This window comes from Williamsia phyllosphaerae (assembly GCF_014635305.1).
GTDB classification, from domain to species: Bacteria; Actinomycetota; Actinomycetes; order Mycobacteriales; family Mycobacteriaceae; genus Williamsia_A; species Williamsia_A phyllosphaerae.
The window spans coordinates 1,536,316-1,556,493 of record NZ_BMCS01000001.1 but is presented as its reverse complement, the minus strand read 5'-3'; the positions used below and the strand labels follow the sequence as shown (position 1 = coordinate 1,556,493).

The window sequence follows — 20,178 nt, the reverse complement described above, 5'->3', positions numbered from 1 at the left end:
ATCGAAGAGGTTCACCAGAGTATGAGTGCAGACAGGTCGACGAGCAGCGACCGGGAGATGGGGTGGGACTCCTTCGCCGCGGGTGTCGACACCCTGCTGGCGAGCTACCGCGCGATACCCCCACATGCACGTGTCCGACTTGCGAAGAAAACGTCGAATCTGTTCCGCCGCCGCGACAAGAACCCGTATCCGGGTCTCGACGTCTCCGGTCTCGACCGTGTCATCGAGGTCGACGCCGACGCGATGACCGCTGACGTCGCCGGCATGTGCACCTACGAGCACCTCGTCGACGCGACACTCCCCTACGGCCTGGCGCCGCTCGTCGTCCCACAGCTCAAGACCATCACGCTCGGTGGTGCGGTCACCGGACTCGGCATCGAGAGCACGTCGTTCCGAAACGGGCTGCCGCACGAGACCGTCCGCGAGATGGACGTCCTCACCGGATCCGGCGAGATCGTCACGGTCAGCCCCACCAACGAACGCTCCGACCTCTTCTTCGGCTTTCCCAATTCGTACGGAACCCTTGGCTACAGCACGAGATTGAAGATCGAGCTGGAGAAGGTCGAGCCGTTCGTCGAACTGCGCCATCTGCGCTTCGACGACGTGGCCACCCTGCAGGAGACGATGGACCGCATCGTCACCGACCGCAGCCACGACGGCGAGGTCGTGGACTACCTCGACGGAGTCGTGTTCTCGGCCGGCGAGTCCTACCTGACCCTGGGGCGACGCAGCGCCGAGCCCGGTCCGGTCAGCGACTACACCGGCTCCGACATCTTCTACCGGTCCATCCAGCATGCGGACCTCTCCACACCGAAACGGGATCGGTTGACGATCCACGACTACCTCTGGCGCTGGGACACCGACTGGTTCTGGTGTTCGCGCGCATTCGGGGCGCAGAACCCGAAGATCCGACGGTTCTGGCCGAAGCGGTTGCTGCGCAGCAGTTTCTACTGGAAGCTCATCGCCCTGGACCACCGCTTCGACATCGCCGACCGACTCAACGCCCGCAAGGGTGAGCCGCCGAACGAGCGCGTCGTCCAGGACATCGAGGTGCCCATCGAACGCACCGCGGAGTTCATCGCCTGGTTCCTCGAGAACATCCCGATCGAACCGATCTGGCTGTGTCCGTTGCGACTTCACGACCCGCTACCCGATGGGGCGGACAGCTCACGCCCCTGGCCGCTGTACCCGCTGGCACCCCGGCACACCTACGTCAACGTCGGCTTCTGGTCGGCCGTCCCGAAGATCGAGGGCGAACCGGAGGGCCGGGCCAACCGACTCATCGAGCGCAAGGTCTCCGAGCTCGACGGCCACAAGTCGCTGTATTCCGACTCCTTCTACGACGAGGCGGAGTTCGACGAGCTCTACGGCGGCGAGTCCTATCGCCTGCTGCGCAAACATCACGACCCCGCATCACGATTCCTGGACCTCTACGCAAAGGCGGTGAAGCGTCAATGACGACTTTTCGAGATAGCAGCAGTCAACCGGGCGCTCCCCGCTCGACCAAGAATTCGAGCCCGAAGATGTCGCTCGCCGAGATCGTCGAGGCGGTTGCAGGCGGTGACCTGAACGTTCGGGTCACCGCATATGACGGGAGCGCCGCCGGACCCGAGGACGCCGAGTACGGACTCGACCTCGTGACCCCACGGGGCACCACGTACCTCGTCACAGCCCCCGGCGACCTGGGCATGGCGCGTGCCTACATCTCGGGGGATCTGAACCTGCGCGGCAGTCACCCGGGCGACCCGTACGACTCGCTCAAGGCGCTGTCGGCCAACGTCAGCTTCGCCCGCCCGAGCGCGATGATGATGGCCACGATCACGCGTTCCCTCGGCCTCGAGGCGTTCAAGCCGATCGCACCGCCGGCGCAGGAAGCACAGCCCCGCTGGCGTCGCATCGCAGAAGGTCTGCGGCACAGCCGGGCCCGCGACGCCGAGGCCATCCACCACCACTACGACGTCTCGAACACGTTCTACGAGTGGGTGCTCGGCCCGTCGATGACCTACACGTGCGCCTGCTACCCGGAACGCGATGCGAGCCTGGAGACCGCTCAGGACAACAAGTACCGTCTCGTCTTCGACAAGCTTCAGCTCAAGCCGGGTGATCGATTGCTCGACATCGGTTGCGGCTGGGGCGGAATGGTCCGGTACGCCGCACGCCAGGGCGTCTACGCGATCGGTGCGACCCTGTCGGCCGAGCAGGCGGCGTGGGCGCAGAAGGCGATCGTCGACGAGGGACTCAGTGAGTTCGCCGAGGTTCGGTTCAGCGACTACCGCGATGTCACCGAGTCGAATTTCGACGCCGTGTCCTCCATCGGCCTCACCGAGCACATCGGTGTCGCGAACTACCCGTCGTACTTCGGGTTCATGCGCGACAAGGTCAAGCCCGGCGGCCTGTTCCTGAACCACTGCATCACCCGCCCGGACAACAAGGGCAAGCACAAGGCGGGCGCCTTCATCGACCGGTACGTGTTCCCCGACGGGGAGCTGACCGGGTCGGGCACCATCATCTCGGCCGTGCAAGATGTCGGCGGACTCGAGGTGGTCCACGAGGAGAACCTGCGCGAGCACTACGCGATGACGCTGCGCGACTGGAATCGCAACCTGGTGGAGAACTGGGACGCTGCGGTCGAGGAGGTCGGCGAATCGACGGCGCGACTGTGGGGCCTGTACCTGGCCGGCTGCCGTGTGGGCTTCGAGCGCAACATCATCCAGCTGCATCAGGTGCTGGGCGTGAAGCTCGCCGACGACGGTTCCAACGGACTGCCCCTGCGTCCGTGGTGGAACGCCTGAGTCAGTTCACCGCCGGGCGCAACAGATCCGACAGGTCCAGTCGCCGGTAGAAGTCGGTGCGGATCCGGTCGCCGAGGTCGAAGACTTCCTCGGCGCCGTCGTGCGCCGGATCGATGTGCACCCGGAAGGGACGATCACCCTTCTCGGCGCCCACCACGCCGGTGATGGCGCGCGCGACCTCGGTCGGGTCCTGTTCGGCCGGAGCGAGATCGGCCAGTCGGACCGATACCTGCTCCATCAGATCCGGGTAGAGCTGGTCGTACTGCTCCGCGGTGTTCGTGTCCGAGGGGTGCCCGGCGTGCGCGAAGTGGTTGGTTCCGACGGTGAACGAGCCGGGAACGATGATCGACGTCTCGATCCCGAAACGCGCCAGCTCGGCTGCGTAGGACACGGCCAGAGCGTCCATCGCCGCCTTCGCGGCGAAATACGGTGCCAGGTACGGCGGGGTGCCCCCACGTGAGCTCGACGAGCCGACCCAGATCACCAGACCGTCACGCTGTGCGCGCAGATGCGGCAGCGCCGCGCGGTTGACCCTCTGGGTCGAGAGCACGTTGGTGTCGTAGACCTGTGCGACCTCGTCGGGGGTGAAGGCTTCGGCCGGTCCGAGTGTCATGTGTCCCGCGTTGTGGACGATCACGTCGAGACGGCCGGCCGTGGTCACGATGGTGTCGATCGCGGCGTCGACGGACCCCTGATCGGCGACGTCCATCTCGATCGGACGTAGATCGACCTGGTGGTCGGTGGCGTAGTCGCGGGCGGCCTGCGCCGCAGAGGCGTTCCGCGTCACTGTGTCCCGCATTCCCGCGTAGACGACGTGTCCCGCATCGGCGAGATGCCGGGCGGTCATCGCCCCGAAGCCGGATGACGCGCCGGTGATGACAACGATCTGGGTCATGATGATGGTTCCTTTCGTGAGTGAACTGTGTTGTGGGACTCTGCGGGTCAGATGATTCCGCCGTTGGCGTAGATGACCTGTCCGTTGATCCAGCGAGCCGGGCCGGCGAGATGGGCCACGGTCTCGGCGATGTCCTCGGGCGCGCCGAGCCGTTCGAGTGGCGTCATGGTCCTCAGCGAGTCGATGGCCTCGGGAGTCTTCCCGTCGAGGAACAACGGGGTGGCCGTAGGGCCGGGCGCGACCGAGTTGACGGTGACGTCGCGGCCACGCATCTCCTTCGCGAGAACCGGGGTCAACGCATCGACGGCACCCTTGGAGGCCGCGTAGGCGGCGTATCCGGGGAGGGCGAGCTTGACGACCGAACTCGAGAAGTTGACGATCGCGCCGCCGTCGCGCACTCGACGCGCGGCCTCGCGGCTGACCACGATGACGCCGCGGACGTTCGTGCGGTGCATGGAGTCGAAATCGTCCAGCGACAGCTCGGCCAGCGGGGACAGCTTCATGACGCCGGCGGTGTGGGCGACGACATCGACCCCTCCGAACATCGACTCGAGCTGCTCGAACATCGCGGCGACGGCGGTCTCGTCGGCCACGTCGCCCGAGATCAGTTCGGCCCGCCCACCGGCCGCGACGACAGCGTCGGCCGTCTCCTGGGCACGGTCCCGGTTACCCGCGTAGTGGACTCCGACGGCCATCCCATCGGCGCCCAGTCGGGTCGCGACTGCTCGGCCGATACCGCCCGATGCCCCGGTCACCAGAGCGACGCGAGGCCCCGTGTCGGTGGTCGGCTGCGTGGTGGTGTCCATGTCGATCCTCTCGGTTGAGCGTTCGCGTCGAAGACGCGATGTGTACGCTGAGTTCATTAAAGCACTATATGAACTAACCGTCCATATAAACTTACAGAGAGGTTCGCGACATGGGGCGAGGCCGCAGACCGGTCGACGAGGTGCGGGCGGACATACTGCAGGCGGCCGGAAGCCTGCTGCTCGAGGTCGGCATGGGCGGATTCACCATCGAGAAGGTGGCGGCGATCAGCGGGGCCAGCAAGGTGACGATCTACAAGCTCTGGCCGTCCAAGGGCGCATTGGCCCTGGCGGGCTACTTCGACACGGTGTCGGAGTCGCTGGCCTTCCCGGACTCGGGGAACATCGAGGCCGATCTGCGCGAGCAACTGCACGCCTTCGCCGATCTGCTCGTCACCACACGGGCCGGAAGCGTCATCCGGGAACTGATCGGTGCGGCGCAGACCGATCCGGAATTGCTGTCGGCATACCTCGCGACCTACTCGGCGCCGCGTCGAGCCCTCGCGATCAAACGCCTCGATGCAGCGAAAGCGGCGGCGAAGCTGCGATCAGACCTCGACACCGAGAGTGTCGTCGATCAGTTGTGGGGAGCCTGCTACCACCGACTGTTGCTGCCCGATCAACCCATCGACCGGGCCTTCGTGGACACGTTGGTCGACAACCTCTTTCGCGGGATCGCCTGACCGGAAGTCGTCGGCGCCGCGTCATGCATACGTCGCTCGTGCGGCTACACCAGGTGTCGGTCGTCAAGGTCGACGGAGACGGTTCCGATAGGTGCGGCGGTAGGCCGTGGGGGTCGAGTCGGCGTCTCGGGCAAGATGCAGGCGCAGATTGCCAGCCGTGCCCAGCCCTGAGCGACGAGCCACCTCGTCGACCGGCATGTCGGTCGACTCGAGGAGGCGACGGGCTTCCAGACGCCGCTGCGCCACCAGCCAGCGCAACGGCGTCATACCGGTCTCGGAGAGAAATCGCCGGGCGAACGTGCGCGGTGCCCAGCCCGCATGCTTCGCCATGTCGGCAACGGTCAGCGACTCCTCGAGGTGCTCCCGCGCCCAGTCGCAGGTCGCGGCAAGGCCTGTGCCGTCCGCAGGGACGGGGCGTTGAAGGTACTGGGCCTGGCCGCCGTCACGGTGCGGGGCGACGACCATGCGGCGCGCGATGCGCACGGCGTCGTCGGCGCCCAGGTCGGTGCGCACGATGTGCAGACACAGGTCGATACCGGCTGCGACACCGGCACTGGTCATGATCTGGCCGGCATCGACGTAGAGGACATCGCCGTCGACGTCGACCAACGGGTAGAGCGCCGCGAGCTCGTCGGTGTGCTGCCAGTGTGTGGTGGCCTTCCTGCCATCGAGCAGACCGGCCGCGGCGAGCGCGAATGCGCCGGTGCACACCGACACCACCCGCGCGCCCCGGCCGGCAGCCGTCCTGAGCGCATCGAGGACCACCGGATCGGGGACATCGTGAGGCGCATAACCGGGCACCACCACCGTGTCTGCGGATGCGATTGCATCGATTCCGCGCTCGGCGTAGACGGCATAACCGGTGGTCGACGGAACCGGCCCCGGCGCCACCCCGCAGGTGGTGAACGAGTAGTACTCCTGCTCTGCGGCATGACCGAAGATCTGGGCCGGTATCGCGAGGTCGAACGCGACGACATTCGGGAGTACCAGCGCCACCACACGATGCATTCGTCCATGATGGCAGGATCCTGATGGAATGAGGCATTGCTGCCTATCGTGGGCGTTGCTCGCCGCAGGCAGTCTGAACTCATGACGACGCCAACGCCCCCGCTGCACATCGGCATCCTGCTGTTCGACGACGTCGAGGAGCTCGATGCCGTCGGCCCGTGGGAGGTGCTGTCCTACTGGACGCGATCCCATCCCGAGGACGGGTACGTCGTGTCCTGCATCTCGTCGGATGGCCGCGCCGTCACGGCGGCCAAAGGCCTTGTCATCGGGGCCCACGAGTCGTTCGCGGACGCGCCCGCCCTGGAGGTGCTCGTGCACCCGGGCGGGGGTGGCACCCGATTACTGATGCGCGATCCCGATCACCTGGCCTGGGTCCGACAACAGCGCGAGGTGGTGCCCCTCATGACCAGCGTGTGTACCGGTTCGCTCGTCTTCGCCGCCGCCGGGTTGCTCGCCGGGCGCCCTGCGACCACGCACTGGGGTGCGATGGACGAGCTGCGCCGGTTGGACTCCACCATCGAGGTGCGCGAGGACGACCGCTGGGTCGACGACGGAGACCTGATCACCGCGTCCGGTGTGTCGGCCGGCATCGACATGGCCCTGCATCTCGTGGCCCGTCTCGCCGGGCCGGATCGCGCCCGCCAGGTCCGCCGTGGCATCCAGTACGACCCGCAACCGCCCGTCTGAATCGGGGCCGTCTTGCGCTTCATCGATTCCCGCACCCACCTTCGCGGCCTCGCGACCTCCTGAGGGAGCGTGGGAATCACGCGACGTGGACGTGCGATCAGTTGCGGTGGACGCGCGGTCATGCGCCGGCCACATCGACCCGTCAAGCTGATCACATGACGACAAAGACCGACGCGGCCCCGATCCCGCGGACCCACACTGCGTGGTGGGCCGTAGTGGCGATGATGGCGACAAGCTTCGTCCTGGTGACCGCCGAGTTCCTCCCACCGAGCCTGCTGCCGTCGATGGCCGCCTCCCTGGGCGTCACGGAGGGTCAGGCGGGACAGGCCGTGACCGTGACCGCATTCGTGGGGCTGCTCACCGCTCCCACGATCGCCGTCATCTTCCCGCGACTCGACCGGCGCGCCCTCCTGGTCTGGCTGGTCATCGGCGCCACGGTCTCCAACGTTGTCGTCGCCCTCGCGCCAAACCTGTTGACCCTGCTGGTGGCACGCCTGCTTCTCGGCGCCGCGATCGGTGGATTCTGGGCGATGTCGCTGGCCGTCGCGGCCCGTCTGAGTGCCCCGGAGCATCTGGGCCGTGCAGTCATGGCCGTCAACACCGGCACCACCCTCGCGACCGTCGCGGGAGTGCCGCTCGGCCTCTATCTCGGCTCGATCCTGGACTGGCGCACGGTCTTTCTGGGGGCCGCGGCGCTCACCGCAGTCGTGGCGGTCGTCGTGCGGCTGGTCCTCCCGCCCGTCACACCCGGCGCGGCAACCGGTCTCCGCGGCCTCGGTGACGCCCTCGCGATACCCGGTGTCACCTGGGGACTGGTCGGGCACGTCCTCGTGGTGCTGGGACACTTCGCCGCTTTCACCTACATCCGGTCCGCACTGGATCAGTCACCGTCGCTCGGCTCGACCGGCGCGGCCGTTCTGCTGATCGTGTTCGGGATCGGGGGCTTTGTCGGCAATCTCGTCGTGGGCGTGCTCATCGACCGTCACCTCGCGGTCCTGCGACTGGCGGTGCCGCTCGTGATGGCTGCAGGCATCGCGGTCCTGGGGATCTTTCCAGGTCAGGTTGCGGTGATCGCCGTGGCCGTTGCCGCGTGGGGATTTTCCTTCGGCGCCTGGCTGACCGTCGTGTCGACGTGGATGGCCCGGGCTGCGGGAGAACGCTTGGAGGCCGGCGGCGGGCTGGTCGTGGCCGGGTTCCAGCTCGCCATCACCCTGGGCGCCGGTGCCGGTGGCCTCCTCGTGGACAGCGCGGGCATCCGGGCGGCGGTCCTCATAGCCGCGGCCACTGCCCTGGTCGGCGCGATCATCTTCAGCACAGCTCGCCTGTCGGTGGGCAGTGAGTCAGACGGCGTGGGCGCCTGATGCCCGGCGTGCCGCTCGCCACCGTGTGGGCGAGACCCCCTCGTGGCGCTGGAATGCACGGCTGAAACCTGCGTCGGAGCCGTAACCGAGCCGGTGCGACACCTCCGTCACGGTGACATCGCCGTGCTTCAGCATCCGCTTGGCCGCATCGATGCGTGCGGCCGCGAGATAGGCGACCGGGGGCTGTCCGAGCAGGTCGCGGAACCGCACCGCGAAACCCGAACGTGACATCGCCGCCACGCGTGCCAGGTCGTCGACCGTCCAGGACCGACCCAGGTCACGGTGCAGCTCGTCGACGGCCCTGCTGATGTGAGGGTCCTGGACCTGCCGCAGCCAACCGGCTTCCGCGCAGCCGAGTTCGAACCAGCGCCGGATGGCCACCGAGACGACCATGGTGCCGCTCCGACTGCAGATGACCGAGTCCCCCAGTCGCACTGATCCGTTCGGCCCGCAACCAGCGCTCATGTCCTCGATCAGAGCGATCACCTGCGGCTCGTGATGGGAGAACCTGCGCACGGTCATCGCCGAGGGCAGCGTGTCCGCGGCCGTCCGTCCGTCCACCGTCGGCACCATGTTCACGCGCACCGCAGAGGTCCGGGTCTGCGCCCGGAGACGGTAGCGGTGAACACGGGGGACAATCACCAGATCGCCTGCGGCGATGTCGATCCCGTCACCATCGTCGACCCAGAGCGTTGCCAGACCTGTCGTGACGAAAACGAACCCGGCCGGGCCGTCCGAGTGCTCGATCAAGCGTCCTGCGTCGAGCTCGACGCGACCTGACTCGACCAGGGTCCATTCCAATGCCGCAAGCGCGCGATCGAGCGCCTGCCGCGGCGGTGTGTCGTTGACGACCGTCATTCCGCAATCAGCACCGTGGCGGCACCAGGTATTCCGCCCGGTCTGCGTACGCGGTCAGCCGTCGATGCGCCGGGCGCCGAGTTCGGACGCCAGCAGCGCCATCGCCACCTGCTCGGGATCCTGACGCGGGTCCGGATCGTTATCGCGTGCGTCGGCGGCCATCTCATCGCGCTCGGCGTCGGTGAGCTCGTCGTCGGCGACCGGCGGCGCCTCGGGTACCGGGGAGGGCTCCTCCGGCGGTGGCGGCTCATCCGATGACGCCGGTGGTCCGTCTGCGGCGGCCCGTCCACCGCGTCGTGTGTAGGTGTTCTTCTGACCGGCCGCCTTGGCACGCCCCGGACCGGCAGGGTCGGCCACGGTCTTCACCGTGACGGTGTCGTTGGGCAGGTGCTCACACCGGACGTTCCATGCGCCGCCGAACACGTCGTGCATGGCGGCCGCGATCACCGCAGTGCCCCGATCGGACGCCAGACGCGCGACGAGGGGCGCGTTGTCGTGGCTGATCACCAGGGTGGAGCCCTCGACACCGCGGACGGTGGCGCCGGACAGCATCACCTCGACGACCTTGTCGTGGTCGCGCACCTTGGTGCGCACCTCGGACCACACCGCGCGTACGGCCGCGGCGTCCGGGGTGGCCGGTGCCGACGCCGCGGGTGCGGCTTCGGGCTCGGGCTCGGGCTCGGGCTCGGGCTCGATGAGTGTCGGTTCCTCGACCTCGGGCGGTTCGACGACGGGCTCCGACTCGGCGACCGGCTCGTCGGCGAGCGGGGGCTCCGGCTCCGGCGGCTCATCGGTCTCCGGCGGCTCGATCAGTGCGGGTTCGTCGGGCGCCACGGGTTCCGGTGCCACCGGGGTGGTCTCGATGGGCTCGGGTGCAGCGGTTTCGACCGGCGCGGGTGGTGGCGACGGCTCGGGCTCGGGCGTGGGGGCCTGCACCGGGGTCACCGGCTCGGGGACGACAGGAGGCGGGGCCACCGTCTCGGCAGCGGGCTCGGGGGTGGGCGCCACCTCCGGCTCCGCACGCTGCTGGGACCGTCGGACGAACTTCGAGTCCAGCGGCGGCTCGGACACCGGCACGCCGGGACCGGACGCCGCAGCAGGAGTGGTTGCGGCCGCGGCGGCGCGCGCCACGACGGGCGCACCGCCGACGAGCTGGTCCTCGATGCGTTCGAGCCGCTGCAGTACCGCCGATTCGGCGTCGGTCGCGGCGGGCAGCAGCATCCGCGCGCACATCACCTCGAGCAGCAGCCGCGGGGAGGTGGTGCCGCGCATCTCGCCCAGCGCCGCGTGCACCGTCTCGGCGTACCGGGTCAGGGTGGCCGGTCCGATGCGGTCGACCTCGTCGCGCATGCGATCGATCTGGTCGCCGGGCGCTTCCACGAGCCCGCGATCGGCGGCATCCGGAACCGCCTGCAGGAGAATGAGATCGCGGAGTCGCTCGAGCAGGTCGACGGCGAAGCGGCGCGGGTCGTGTCCGGCGTCGACGAGTCGCTCGACCGCACCGAACAGCGATGCGCCGTCGCCGGCCGCCAGGGCATCGACGGACTCGTCGATGAGGGCGACGTCGGTGACACCGAGCAGGGCGAGCGCGCGTTCGTAGGTGACGCCGTCGTCACCGGCTCCGGCCAGAAGCTGGTCGAGCACGCTGAGCGAGTCGCGGGGCGAACCGCCGCCGGCCCGGATGACGAGAGGGAAGACCGGGGGCGCGACCTGCACCCCTTCCTGGCCGCAGATCTTCTCGAGCAGGCCGCGCATCACCTGCGGCGGGAGCAGACGGAACGGGTAGTGGTGCGTCCGGGAGCGGATGGTCGGGAGGACCTTCTCCGGCTCGGTGGTCGCGAAGATGAAGATGAGGTGTTCCGGCGGCTCTTCGACGATCTTGAGCAGCGCGTTGAAACCGGCGTTGGTCACCATGTGGGCCTCGTCCACGATGAACACGCGGTAACGCGACTCGGCCGGCGAGTATCCCGCCTTGTCCCGCAGGTCGCGGGTGTCGTCGACACCACCGTGGCTCGCGGCGTCGAGTTCGATCACGTCGAGGTTTCCCGGGCCTCCGGGCGCCAGGGCGACACACGACGCGCAGACACCACACGGCGTCGACGTGGGGCCCTGCACGCAGTTGAGTGAGCGGGCGAGGATGCGCGCCGACGACGTCTTGCCGCAGCCGCGGGGCCCGGAGAACAGATATGCGTGGTTGATACGACCGGAATCGAGAGCGCGGCACAACGGTTCGGTGACGTGTTCTTGCCCGACGACGTCGGCAAACGTAGCGGGTCGATACGTCCGGTACAGGGCCACGTCGAAGAGACTACCGGCGTGGACCGACGGCGCTCGAGGCGCCGAGGCCGTCATCCACAGGCCCCCGCGCGTACTCGGCCGACGACCCGTTCGTCGACCTCGTCAGGCACACCGCGATGGTCGCCAGCGCGGTCAGACCGAACACGCAGATGTAGGGCTGCGTGCCGAACCACCGGAACCAGTCCGGGACCGGGTTCATGAACGTCCCGATGCCGTAGAACGGCCGCAGCCCGAGAGCACCGTCGGGAAGATAGAAGCTCCAGATGAAGGTCGCGAGCATCAGACCGACGGGCAGGACGAGCAGCCCGACGGCGGCGAGTGGTCGTCGGTCGCGCAGCGCCCCGAGGACGAAATCGACCACCACCACGAGCAGCGGGACGAACCACACCCAGTGGTGACCCCACGAGAACGGCGACACCGCGGTCGTCGTCATACCGGTCAGGGCCAGCGCCAGGACCTCGTTGCCGTGCCGGATCGCCAGGTACGCCGCGGTGAGCCCGATGACGATCGCCACCGCGGAGATCAACACCCAGAGACCGCCACTGGGGTGCTCGGTGGCAAAGATGCGGGCGAGCGCGCCACGGATCGACTGGTTTGCCGGTGTCCGAGTGGGGCCGACGCGCTGCGAGTCGAAGATCTTGTCGCTCCAGAACTTCCACGATCCCCGCGGGATGATCGCCGCGCCGATGACCACCGTGAGCAGTCCGGTGACGGCCGCGATGATCGCCGGCTTCCACCGACGGGTCGCGAGGAGGTAGAGCCCGAAGAAGCCGGGTGTGAGCTTGATGCCCGCGGCGAGTCCCACACTGAAGCCCTTGAGCCGACTCCCGTCGGGCCGCAACAGATCCCACATCACGATGGCCATGAGGAAGACGTTGATCTGGCCGTACCAGATGGTGGTGCGCACCGGTTCCATGAGCAGGGCGACGGTCACCAACGCCACCGACATCGCCGCCAGGCGCCAGTCGGCCCGGTACCCCAGTGCGCGGAACGATCCGAAGACGACCCAGAACAGGGCCGCGACGATCAGGACCGACCAGACCAGTACCGCGGCGTGCATCGACATCCACCCGAACGGCTGCAGGACGACGGTGGAGAAGGGCGGATACGTGTACTCGAAACGGCCACGGATCGGGCCGTCGTAGATCGGGATGCCGTGCAGCAGATGAAGGGCACCGGCCCGGTAGACCTTGAGGTCGACCTGGTTGTCGAACAACCCGAACACGCGGGCGTTGATCGGGATGTAGGTGAGCTGCACGTACACCGCGACCGCCGCGATGATCGCGAGCAGCACCAGGAAGAGGGGATGACGGGGCAGGCTCTTGCCCGCCCGCCGCTCGGCGGGGGCGGCCGAACCCGGTGAGTTCACTACCGACCTCCCTGCTTCCCGTGGAATGTGAGAAATAGTAACCACCTCAGCGTGCGGTGGCGAACATCCCTCACCGTCGGGCGGTTCGGCGTCCACAGTGCTCAGAGACCGTTTTGGACGCTTTCGATCCGTTCGGCGTCGGTTACCGGGCCGCCGCGATGCGAGGCGTGGACTCGGCGGCACGCGACCGGGTCGCAGTGAGAGCGACGATCGTCGTCACCGCGGCCACCACGAAGATCCAGTTGTAGGGGTCGTAGGTGAACCAGCGCAGCCAGCTGATGCCGTACTTGAAGAAGAGACCTGTGTAGTACGCGTCGGGGTGCTCGACACCGACGAAGACCATCCGCCCGGCGATGTAGGTCCGCCACGAGAACGCCGTCAGCACCAACGCCAGCGCCCCTGCGCAGGCCAGCAGGCGGATTGCGAGCGTGCGCGCCTGCACCGCGTGGTGGACGGCGATGACACCCAGCGGCACGATCCACACCCAGTGGTGACCCCACGACATCGGCGACACCGCGCACGAGGTGAGACCGACCATCGTCAGGGCCAGGAGCTCGTGCCCGCGCCGGTGGGCCATGATCGCCGCACCGAGACCGAGTGCCAACGCGGCCAGCGCCAGGACGAGCCAGGCGATGGTCGACGGGTGCTCGGTGTCGAAGTTGTTCGCCAGGGCACCCCGGATCGATTGGTTACCCGCGGTGTTCGGTGTCCCGACGCGGTCGGAGTCGATGAACGTGCCGGTCCAGTACTGCCAGGAGTCGCGAGGAAACACCGCGAATGCGATGACGACGGTCGCGGCGAATCCGCCGAACACGCCCGCCACCGATCGCCATCGCCGCTGGGCGGCCAGGTAGACGATGAAGATCAGCGGGGTGAGTTTGATGCCCGCGGCGACTCCGGTGGCGACGCCACGCAGCCGAGAGGAACCCGGACGAAGCAGATCCCACAGCACCAACGCCATCAGGAAGATGTTGACCTGCCCGAACCAGATCGTGCTGCGCACCGGTTCGAGCAGCGTCGAGACGACCACCAGCGATCCGGCGATCACGCGCAGCTGCCACGTGATCCGGTAGCCGAGGTTGCGCAAACTCAGGGTTATGACGAGATACAGCACGACGAATATCGCCGCGGACCAGACGATTCGCGCCGCGAGAAACGGCATCCACGCGAACGGGGTGAACAGGACCACCGAGATCGGCGCGTAGGTGTAGTCGAGGTGGCCGAGGAGTTTGGCGTCGTAGAGCCGGCCGCCGTCGAGAACGGTCTGAGCACCGGCGCGGTAGACGTCGAGGTCGAGCTGGTTGTCGAACAGACCCCAGAACGGTTCGTCGAACGCCACGATCACGTTTTGCAGGTAGATCGCGAGCAGTCCCAGCGCGACGGCGATCGTGGTGACGAGTACCGGCCGCGGAACCCGTGGTTCCGGCACCGATCAGGGCTTCTGGTCGGCGAGCAGCTTGTCCGCTGCCGCCAGGAGAACACAGGTCGCGACGCCGTCCATGGCGGTGCCCAGCTCGTCGAGGCCGGGGAAGGTCGGCGCCAGACGGATGTTGCGATCGTACGGATCGCGCTTGTACGGGTAGGTCGAACCGGCTGCGGTCAGGGCGATCCCGGCATCCTTGGCCAACTCGATGACCCGCCCGGCCGTACCGTCGATGACGTCGAGGCTGACGAAGTAGCCACCCTCGGGATCGGTCCAGGACGCGACCTTGGACGCACCGAGCCGGTCGTTGAGGATGTCCGAGACCAGCTTGAACTTCGGAGCCAGCAGCTCGCGATGGCGAGCCATGTGCGCGCGCACGCCGTCAGCGTCGCCGAAGAACTTCAGGTGCCGCAGCTGGTTGACCTTGTCGGGTCCGATGCTGCTGAAGGCCGCGTACTTCTGCTGCCAGGCGACGTTCGCGTCGGACGATCCGAAGAACGAGACGCCGCTGCCCGCGAACGTGATCTTCGACGTCGAGGCGAACACGTAGGGGCGGTTGGGGTTTCCGGCCGCGGCAGCCATCTCGAGGATCGGGTAGGGCGTGGGCGTGGTGTCGGCCAGGGTGTGGACGGCGTAGGCGTTGTCCCAGTAGATGCGGAAGTCGGCGGGCGCGTCCATCTCGACGAGCGCCTTCACGACGTCCTCGCTGAACGTGACGCCGGTGGGGTTGGAGTAGGTCGGGACCGCCCACAGCCCCTTGATCGACGGGTCCTCGGCGATGAGCGCGGCGCAGGCGTCGACGTCCGGACCGTTGGGCAGCATCTCGACGGCGATCATCTCGATGCCGAGGGCCTCGCAGACGGAGAAGTGCCGGTCGTAACCCGGTGCGGGACACAGGAACTTGACCTTCTGCTGACCCCACGGGCCGTCCGAGTCGGGAGTGCCGTGCAGGATCGCGTACGAGGTCAGGTCATACATCAACTGGAGACTGGAGTTGTTGGCCGCGATGAGCTGTGACGCGGGCACGGCGATCAGCTCGCCGAAGATCTCGCGCAGTTCGGGCAGACCGGCGAGACCGCCATAGTTGCGGCAGTCGGTCCCGGCGCCGTCGCGGTAGTCGTCACCCGGCAGCGACAGCAGTCCGTTGGACAGGTCGAGCTGGTCGGGTGCGGGTTTGCCCCGGGTGAGGTCGAGCTTCAGGCCGGCCGCCTGGAGATCCGAGTACAGCGTGGTCAGCTCGTCGCGGGTGGTACCGAGTTCGGTCGCACTCATCGAGTGGAAGTTCACGCTGGCCTTTCGCTCCGAACCCGGGCGTCGAGGATAGATAAGAGGATCCCGCGCACCCGAGAGAGCCCGTTGACCCTTGCTGCCTTCCGGCCCTGGGGGAGTTCACAGGATGCACGCCGCGCGGGATCCGTCGTCAAGTGTAGACGGTGCCGCGCCGCTCGCACAGCGGGGCGTTGACCAGGCTGTTTTTGGCGCCTGTCACCTGCGCGGCTATCATTCCCGACGGAGGATTCGCCTAGTGGCCTATGGCGCTCGCCTGGAACGCGGGTTGGGTTAATAGCCCTCAGGGGTTCGAATCCCCTATCCTCCGCCATCGAGATGCCCGCCCCGACCGGGCGGGCATTTGTGGTCTCACCCAACGTCGCGTCGAACGCCGTTATCGTTCCGTGACTTTTCGTTATCCACAGGTGACCTCGCGGGCTCCGGTGCTCGACCTTCCGACTGCATCGTCGAAATCAGACATCGCCGTCGGGGCGGTGCACGGAATGTCGGGAGGACATCTCATGTCGATCACCATCAGTTCTGCGCGACGGGCCGCGGGCATCGCGGCCTTCACCCTGCTCGCCGCCGGGGGCACCGCATTCGCGGCGGCGCCGGCATCCGCCGCACCTGACGTGTGTCAGGCATTCCCGGGGCAGACCAGCAATCGCGCCGATTGCCAGGCGACCTCGTCGGCCACCGGCACCTCGGCCGCGATCGGTGACACCAAGGGTGCCGCGAGTGCCAACGCCGGCCGCAACGGACTCTCGCTGGGAATCGGGCTCGACGGCGGCAAGGCCACATCCTCAGCGACCAACTACTCGGCGCCCGCCGCCATCGCCGTCGGTCCCCGCTCGTCGGCGACGCTCACCGGCATCAAGCCGGGCCTGGCCATCGGGATCGCGGGCCGCGGCGCGACGGTCACCCTCAACGGCAAGGATCCGGCCACCTGCTCGGGCGGACTGTCGTTCGCCGGCGATTTTCAAACCTTCAGCGGGTGCATCGACCTCGGCAACGGCCCGATCCTGCTCGGCAACCGCTGACACCGAGTCCTGATCCGTGGTGTTGACGGCTCAGAACGAGGGGCACAGAACACCCTGAGTTCCTAGAGTTGGTCGGATCGGTGTCGACCGATCCGACCAACTCGAAGGGACTTCCATGTCACTCCACACGGTTCTCGGCGCCACCGGCGCCCAGGGCGGGGCTGTCGTCACCGCCCTGCTGGAGTTGGGCGAGACGGTGCGGGCCGTCACCCGTCACGCGTCCTCCGCTCGGGCGCAGGCACTCTCGGCGGCAGGCGTCGAGGTGGTCGAGGCCGATCTCCTGGATCAGGCGGCCCTGCGCGCGGCGTTCGCCGACACCGACACCGTCTTCGCGGTCACCACCCCGTTCGAGAGCGGCCCACAGGCCGAGATCGATCAGGGCATGTCGATCCTGGCTGCATCCGTCGACGTTGCGCATCTGGTCTTCTCGTCGGTATCGGACGCCGATCGCCGCACCGGTGTCCCGCACTTCGACAGCAAAGCCGTTGTCGAATCGGCGCTGCGCGAGTCCGGGCGCCCGCACACCATCATCGGCCCCACCTACTTCTACGACAACATCGTAGGCAGCCTCGACGAGATCCGGGAAACCGGCCTGCTCGAGCTCCCCATCCCGACGACCACACCCCTACAGCAACTCTCGCGTCGCGACCTCGGCCGGTTCGCCGCCGCGGTTCTGACCGATCCGTCGGTCTTCGACGGCCTGCGCATCGACATCGCCTCGGACAACCCGACACCGGACGAGATGGCGGCAACGCTCGGCGCAGTCCTGGATCGCGAGGTCACCGCGGTCGCGACCGACCCGGCCGAACTGGGCTCCGACGACATGCGGGCGATGTTCACCTACCTGGGCGGCCACGGGTACTCCGCCGACATCAATAATCTGCACGCCACGCACCCCGGTATCGGCTGGCAGACCTTCGGAGATTGGCTTGACGGCGTCATCAGCACGCGATGACCGCCACGACCGAGGGGTCCGCATGGGCTCCGCTGCGCAACACGGTCTACCGCAACCTCTTCCTGGCGCAGATGATCTCCAACATCGGCCTGTGGATGGAATCGGTGGGGGCGCAGTGGTTCCTCGTCGAACGCGGCAGCAGCCCGACCGTCATCGCACTCGTGCAGACCGCGAGCCTCGCCCCGACCATTCTGTTCTCGCTGCTCGCCGGGGTGCTGGCCGATCTCCTCGACCGCCGCCGCATGCTCATCGCTCTCTCGGTGTACTCGGGAGTGGTGGGAGCGGTCATGGCCGTGCTCGCGTGGACCGGCCTGCTCACCGCGTCATTGCTGCTGGTCACCACCTTCCTGCTCGGTGCCGGGTCGGCGTTGACGTCTCCGGCGTGGCAGGCCATCCAACCCGAACTGGTTCCACGCGAACAGATCCCGTCGGCGTCGGCGCTCGGCAGCGTCACCGTCAACGGTGCTCGCGCGGTGGGTCCCGCACTGGCCGGTGTGGTCGTCGCGGCCGCGGGACCGGGCGCGGTGTTCGCCTTCAACGCGGTGAGCTATCTGGCGGTGGTGTGGGCACTGGCGATCTGGCGGCGCCCGCCGGACACCCGAGTCATCGAGCGCGAACGCATCGGCACGTCCCTCGTGGTCGGCGTCCGGTACGTCCTCGCCGCGCCGACGATCCGTCGACTGATGCTGAGGGCGGCCATGTTCGCCTTCCCGGCGTCCGCGCTCTGGGCGTTGCTGCCGGTCGCGTCGTCGCGGCATCTCGGGCTGGGGTCGGCCGGCTACGGCGGCATCCTCGGTGTCCTCGGACTCGGCGCACTGCTCGGCGTCGTGCTGGTCCCGCGCCTGCGCCGCTCGGTGTCGGCGTCGATCGTGTTGGGCGGTGGTGCAGCCGTTTTCGGTGTCGGCACCCTGGCCCTCGGATTCGCTCCGCTGTGGTTGGCGATCCCGGCGCTGCTCGCCGCCGGCGCCGCGTGGATCGCCGCGCTCACCACCGTCAACTCCGGGATCCAACTGTCGCTGCCCGCCTGGGTGCGGGCCCGGGCGATGGGCGCCTACCTCTTGGTCTTCATGGGGTCACAGGCCGTCGGGTCCTACGTGTGGGGTGCGGTCGCCACCGCCGTCGGCTACCGGACCGCGCTGCTGGTCGCCGGCGCCGTGCTCGGGGTGGTCGCGCTGAGCGTCCGACACATCCCGTTACGCGAGAGCACCGGCAAGTTGGATCGCGAGGTGGCGATGACGTGGCCGGTGCCCACCCTCGTCTTCGAGCCCCAACCCGACGACGGACCGGTGTTGGTGACGGTGCGGTATCGCGTCCGACCGGACTCTCTCGACGACTTCACGCGGGCGATGTCGCGCGTCGCGCGTGGACGACGCCGGACCGGCGGTAGTTGCTGGCGTCTGTATCGCAGCGGCGACGACACCGAGCTCGTCGTCGAGCAGTTCATCATCGGGTCGTGGTCGGAATACCGCCGTCAGCACACCGAACGATGGACTGGCTACGACCACGAGTCGATCACCGCGGCGGTGGCCCTGACCGTCGACGGACGAACCGAGGAGAATCGGTTCTTCGCGCTGCGCCCAGCGCCTCGAGCGACCGAAGAAAGGTGATGGTGAACCCCGTATTCGTTCTTCACGACCACCGGAAGCCGACTCCGCATTTCGACCTGCGGCTTGAACAGGACGGCGTCCTCCGGTCGTGGGCGGTACCGAAGGGGATGCCGACGGACGTGCGCCACGATCGGCTCGCCGTCGCGGTCGGAGATCACGACATGGACCACGCCGGCTACACCGACGAGCACAAGAGCATTGCCGACCACGGTTGGTGGGACCTCATCGACAGCACCGATCGACGGATGGTGTTCGAGCTGCACGGCGAGCGGGGTGTCGTCCGTTATGCCCTGATCAACACCGGTCGCGATTGGCTGCTGCACCTCACGAAGGATCAGCCGGTGGTCAACGATCCGTACGCTGAGGTGATGGATCTCATCACCTTTGATGCCCCCGGCGGAACCGTCGAAGCCCACGTCGCCACTCCCCCTGCAGGTTCGGGACCCGGTGTGCTGCTGTTCATGGACGCCATCGGTCTCCGGCCGGAGCTGATCACCATGGCCGAGCGCATCGCATCCTGGGGATATGTCGTGCTCACGCCCAACCTGTTCTACCGCGACGGCACCGCCGAGGAACTGATGCCGAAGGGCGATCTGCGGCAACCCGGTGAGCGGGAGAGTTTCTTCGAGGGAATCGGACCTCGGATGGGCAACCTCACGACGGACAAGTCGACCGCCGACACCGCCGTCTACCACCAGACGCTGCTCGGGCTGGAAGCCGTCGTCGGCGACCGCGTCGGGACCGTCGGCTACTGCATGGGTGCGCGGTTGGTGACGCGCTATGCGGGAACCTTCCCCGACAACGTCGTCGCGGCGGCCGGATTCCACGGCGGAGGCCTGGTCACCGACCAGCCCGACAGCCCGCATCTGTCCGTCGCCACCGCGCGCGCCGAGTTCGTCTACGGCCACGCCGACAACGACGGCTCGATGCCGCCCGAGGCGGTGCAGACGCTGGGCGCCGCCCTGGACGCTGCCGGTCTGACCGCGAAGAACGAGGTGTATCCGGATGCGCCGCATGGCTACTCGATGGCCGACACCTCGATGTACCAGGAGGCCGGGGCCGAACGCAGCTTCACCGAGCTCGAGGCCCTGTTCGCACGCACGCTGCGCTGAGTCACATTGTCGACGCCG

Annotated in this window: 17 protein-coding genes, 1 tRNA gene and 1 other RNA gene; 10 read left to right on the top strand and 9 right to left on the bottom strand. The window is 67.8% G+C overall.

Annotated elements, in window-relative coordinates:
• Positions 1–57 precede the first annotated feature (57 nt).
• Together IEV93_RS07280 and IEV93_RS07275 are read left to right on the top strand one after the other, a co-directional pair.
• Positions 58–1,458 carry an FAD-binding oxidoreductase gene (locus IEV93_RS07280; protein WP_188490434.1) on the top strand — a complete coding sequence of 467 codons (1,401 nt, stop codon included), beginning with the start codon at positions 58–60 and terminating at the stop codon, positions 1,456–1,458.
• Positions 1,455–2,792, top strand: a complete 1,338-nt coding sequence (locus tag IEV93_RS07275; protein ID WP_188488296.1) for a class I SAM-dependent methyltransferase — start codon at positions 1,455–1,457, stop codon at positions 2,790–2,792. Before IEV93_RS07280 ends, IEV93_RS07275 begins: the two co-directional genes overlap by 4 nt.
• Position 2,793: 1 nt before the next feature.
• On the opposite strand, the gene IEV93_RS07270 is transcribed toward IEV93_RS07275, so the two are convergent.
• Together IEV93_RS07270 and IEV93_RS07265 are read right to left on the bottom strand one after the other, a co-directional pair.
• Positions 2,794–3,687: an SDR family oxidoreductase gene (locus IEV93_RS07270; protein ID WP_188488294.1), complete on the bottom strand. Its 894-nt coding sequence runs from the start codon at positions 3,685–3,687 to the stop codon at positions 2,794–2,796.
• A 47-nt stretch (positions 3,688–3,734) separates the two neighbouring features.
• Positions 3,735–4,493 carry an SDR family oxidoreductase gene (locus tag IEV93_RS07265; protein ID WP_188488293.1) on the bottom strand — a complete coding sequence of 253 codons (759 nt, stop codon included), beginning with the start codon at positions 4,491–4,493 and terminating at the stop codon, positions 3,735–3,737.
• A gap of 110 nt (positions 4,494–4,603) precedes the next feature.
• On the opposite strand from IEV93_RS07265, the gene IEV93_RS07260 reads away from it, so the two are divergent.
• On the top strand, positions 4,604–5,173 hold the full coding sequence (locus tag IEV93_RS07260; RefSeq protein WP_188488291.1) for a TetR/AcrR family transcriptional regulator: 570 nt from the start codon (positions 4,604–4,606) through the stop codon (positions 5,171–5,173).
• Positions 5,174–5,236: 63 nt separating this feature from the next.
• Here the strand turns inward: IEV93_RS07260 and IEV93_RS07255 are convergent, their stop codons facing one another.
• Complete coding sequence (locus IEV93_RS07255) at positions 5,237–6,181, bottom strand: DJ-1/PfpI family protein (RefSeq protein WP_188488289.1); 945 nt, start codon at positions 6,179–6,181, stop codon at positions 5,237–5,239.
• 81 nt (positions 6,182–6,262) lie between these two features.
• On the opposite strand from IEV93_RS07255, the gene IEV93_RS07250 reads away from it, so the two are divergent.
• Positions 6,263–6,868, top strand: coding sequence for a DJ-1/PfpI family protein (locus IEV93_RS07250; protein ID WP_188488287.1), 606 nt, complete (start codon positions 6,263–6,265; stop codon positions 6,866–6,868).
• Between the two features lie 155 nt (positions 6,869–7,023).
• Positions 7,024–8,229: an MFS transporter gene (locus IEV93_RS07245; RefSeq protein WP_188488285.1), complete on the top strand. Its 1,206-nt coding sequence runs from the start codon at positions 7,024–7,026 to the stop codon at positions 8,227–8,229.
• Here the strand turns inward: IEV93_RS07245 and IEV93_RS22495 are convergent.
• From IEV93_RS22495 to ffs, 6 genes are all read right to left on the bottom strand, one after another.
• The gene (locus tag IEV93_RS22495) at positions 8,209–9,087 is read right to left on the bottom strand and encodes a helix-turn-helix domain-containing protein (RefSeq protein ID WP_229704946.1); all 879 of its coding nucleotides are present in this window, start codon (positions 9,085–9,087) and stop codon (positions 8,209–8,211) included. The two genes, IEV93_RS07245 and IEV93_RS22495, sit on opposite strands and share 21 nt — an antisense overlap.
• A gap of 54 nt (positions 9,088–9,141) precedes the next feature.
• Entirely contained in the window at positions 9,142–11,385 is a 2,244-nt protein-coding gene (locus IEV93_RS07235; protein WP_188488283.1) for a DNA polymerase III subunit gamma and tau, read from the bottom strand.
• A 10-nt stretch (positions 11,386–11,395) separates the two neighbouring features.
• Positions 11,396–12,754, bottom strand: coding sequence for a glycosyltransferase 87 family protein (locus IEV93_RS07230; RefSeq protein ID WP_188488281.1), 1,359 nt, complete (start codon positions 12,752–12,754; stop codon positions 11,396–11,398).
• A gap of 142 nt (positions 12,755–12,896) precedes the next feature.
• Positions 12,897–14,183, bottom strand: a complete 1,287-nt coding sequence (locus IEV93_RS07225) for a glycosyltransferase 87 family protein (protein ID WP_229704945.1) — start codon at positions 14,181–14,183, stop codon at positions 12,897–12,899.
• A gap of 3 nt (positions 14,184–14,186) precedes the next feature.
• Complete coding sequence (locus IEV93_RS07220) at positions 14,187–15,464, bottom strand: aspartate aminotransferase type Ic (RefSeq protein WP_188488279.1); 1,278 nt, start codon at positions 15,462–15,464, stop codon at positions 14,187–14,189.
• Between the two features lie 37 nt (positions 15,465–15,501).
• Positions 15,502–15,596, bottom strand: an RNA gene (gene ffs, locus IEV93_RS07215) — signal recognition particle sRNA small type.
• A 92-nt stretch (positions 15,597–15,688) separates the two neighbouring features.
• Here ffs and IEV93_RS07210 point away from each other — a divergent pair.
• The 5 genes from IEV93_RS07210 (at position 15,689) to IEV93_RS07190 (ending at position 20,160) form a co-directional block, all read left to right on the top strand.
• Positions 15,689–15,777: transfer RNA gene (locus IEV93_RS07210), tRNA-Ser, on the top strand.
• 190 nt (positions 15,778–15,967) lie between these two features.
• Complete coding sequence (locus IEV93_RS07205; protein ID WP_188488277.1) at positions 15,968–16,486, top strand: DUF6764 family protein; 519 nt, start codon at positions 15,968–15,970, stop codon at positions 16,484–16,486.
• A 115-nt stretch (positions 16,487–16,601) separates the two neighbouring features.
• Positions 16,602–17,441, top strand: a complete 840-nt coding sequence (locus IEV93_RS07200) for an NmrA/HSCARG family protein (protein WP_188488275.1) — start codon at positions 16,602–16,604, stop codon at positions 17,439–17,441.
• Positions 17,438–19,048, top strand: a complete 1,611-nt coding sequence (locus tag IEV93_RS07195) for an MFS transporter (protein ID WP_188488273.1) — start codon at positions 17,438–17,440, stop codon at positions 19,046–19,048. The genes IEV93_RS07200 and IEV93_RS07195 overlap by 4 nt, the downstream gene beginning before the upstream one ends.
• A complete protein-coding gene (locus IEV93_RS07190) occupies positions 19,048–20,160 on the top strand; it encodes a dienelactone hydrolase family protein (RefSeq protein WP_308690917.1) in 1,113 nt (370 codons plus the stop codon). The genes IEV93_RS07195 and IEV93_RS07190 overlap by 1 nt, the downstream gene beginning before the upstream one ends.
• The last annotated feature ends 18 nt before the right edge of the window (positions 20,161–20,178 follow it).

Excerpts from the sequence above, each read along its gene's own strand:
- IEV93_RS07280 (WP_188490434.1), top strand. The coding sequence starts at position 58 with ATGGGGTGGGACTCCTTCGCCGCGGGTGTCGACACCCTGCTGGCGAGC.
- IEV93_RS07275 (WP_188488296.1), top strand. The coding sequence starts at position 1,455 with ATGACGACTTTTCGAGATAGCAGCAGTCAACCGGGCGCTCCCCGCTCG.
- IEV93_RS07270 (WP_188488294.1), bottom strand. The coding sequence starts at position 3,687 with ATGACCCAGATCGTTGTCATCACCGGCGCGTCATCCGGCTTCGGGGCG.
- IEV93_RS07265 (WP_188488293.1), bottom strand. The coding sequence starts at position 4,493 with ATGGACACCACCACGCAGCCGACCACCGACACGGGGCCTCGCGTCGCT.
- IEV93_RS07260 (WP_188488291.1), top strand. The coding sequence starts at position 4,604 with ATGGGGCGAGGCCGCAGACCGGTCGACGAGGTGCGGGCGGACATACTG.
- IEV93_RS07255 (WP_188488289.1), bottom strand. The coding sequence starts at position 6,181 with ATGCATCGTGTGGTGGCGCTGGTACTCCCGAATGTCGTCGCGTTCGAC.
- IEV93_RS07250 (WP_188488287.1), top strand. The coding sequence starts at position 6,263 with ATGACGACGCCAACGCCCCCGCTGCACATCGGCATCCTGCTGTTCGAC.
- IEV93_RS07245 (WP_188488285.1), top strand. The coding sequence starts at position 7,024 with ATGACGACAAAGACCGACGCGGCCCCGATCCCGCGGACCCACACTGCG.
- IEV93_RS22495 (WP_229704946.1), bottom strand. The coding sequence starts at position 9,087 with ATGACGGTCGTCAACGACACACCGCCGCGGCAGGCGCTCGATCGCGCG.
- IEV93_RS07205 (WP_188488277.1), top strand. The coding sequence starts at position 15,968 with ATGTCGATCACCATCAGTTCTGCGCGACGGGCCGCGGGCATCGCGGCC.
- IEV93_RS07200 (WP_188488275.1), top strand. The coding sequence starts at position 16,602 with ATGTCACTCCACACGGTTCTCGGCGCCACCGGCGCCCAGGGCGGGGCT.
- IEV93_RS07195 (WP_188488273.1), top strand. The coding sequence starts at position 17,438 with ATGACCGCCACGACCGAGGGGTCCGCATGGGCTCCGCTGCGCAACACG.
- IEV93_RS07190 (WP_308690917.1), top strand. The coding sequence starts at position 19,048 with ATGGTGAACCCCGTATTCGTTCTTCACGACCACCGGAAGCCGACTCCG.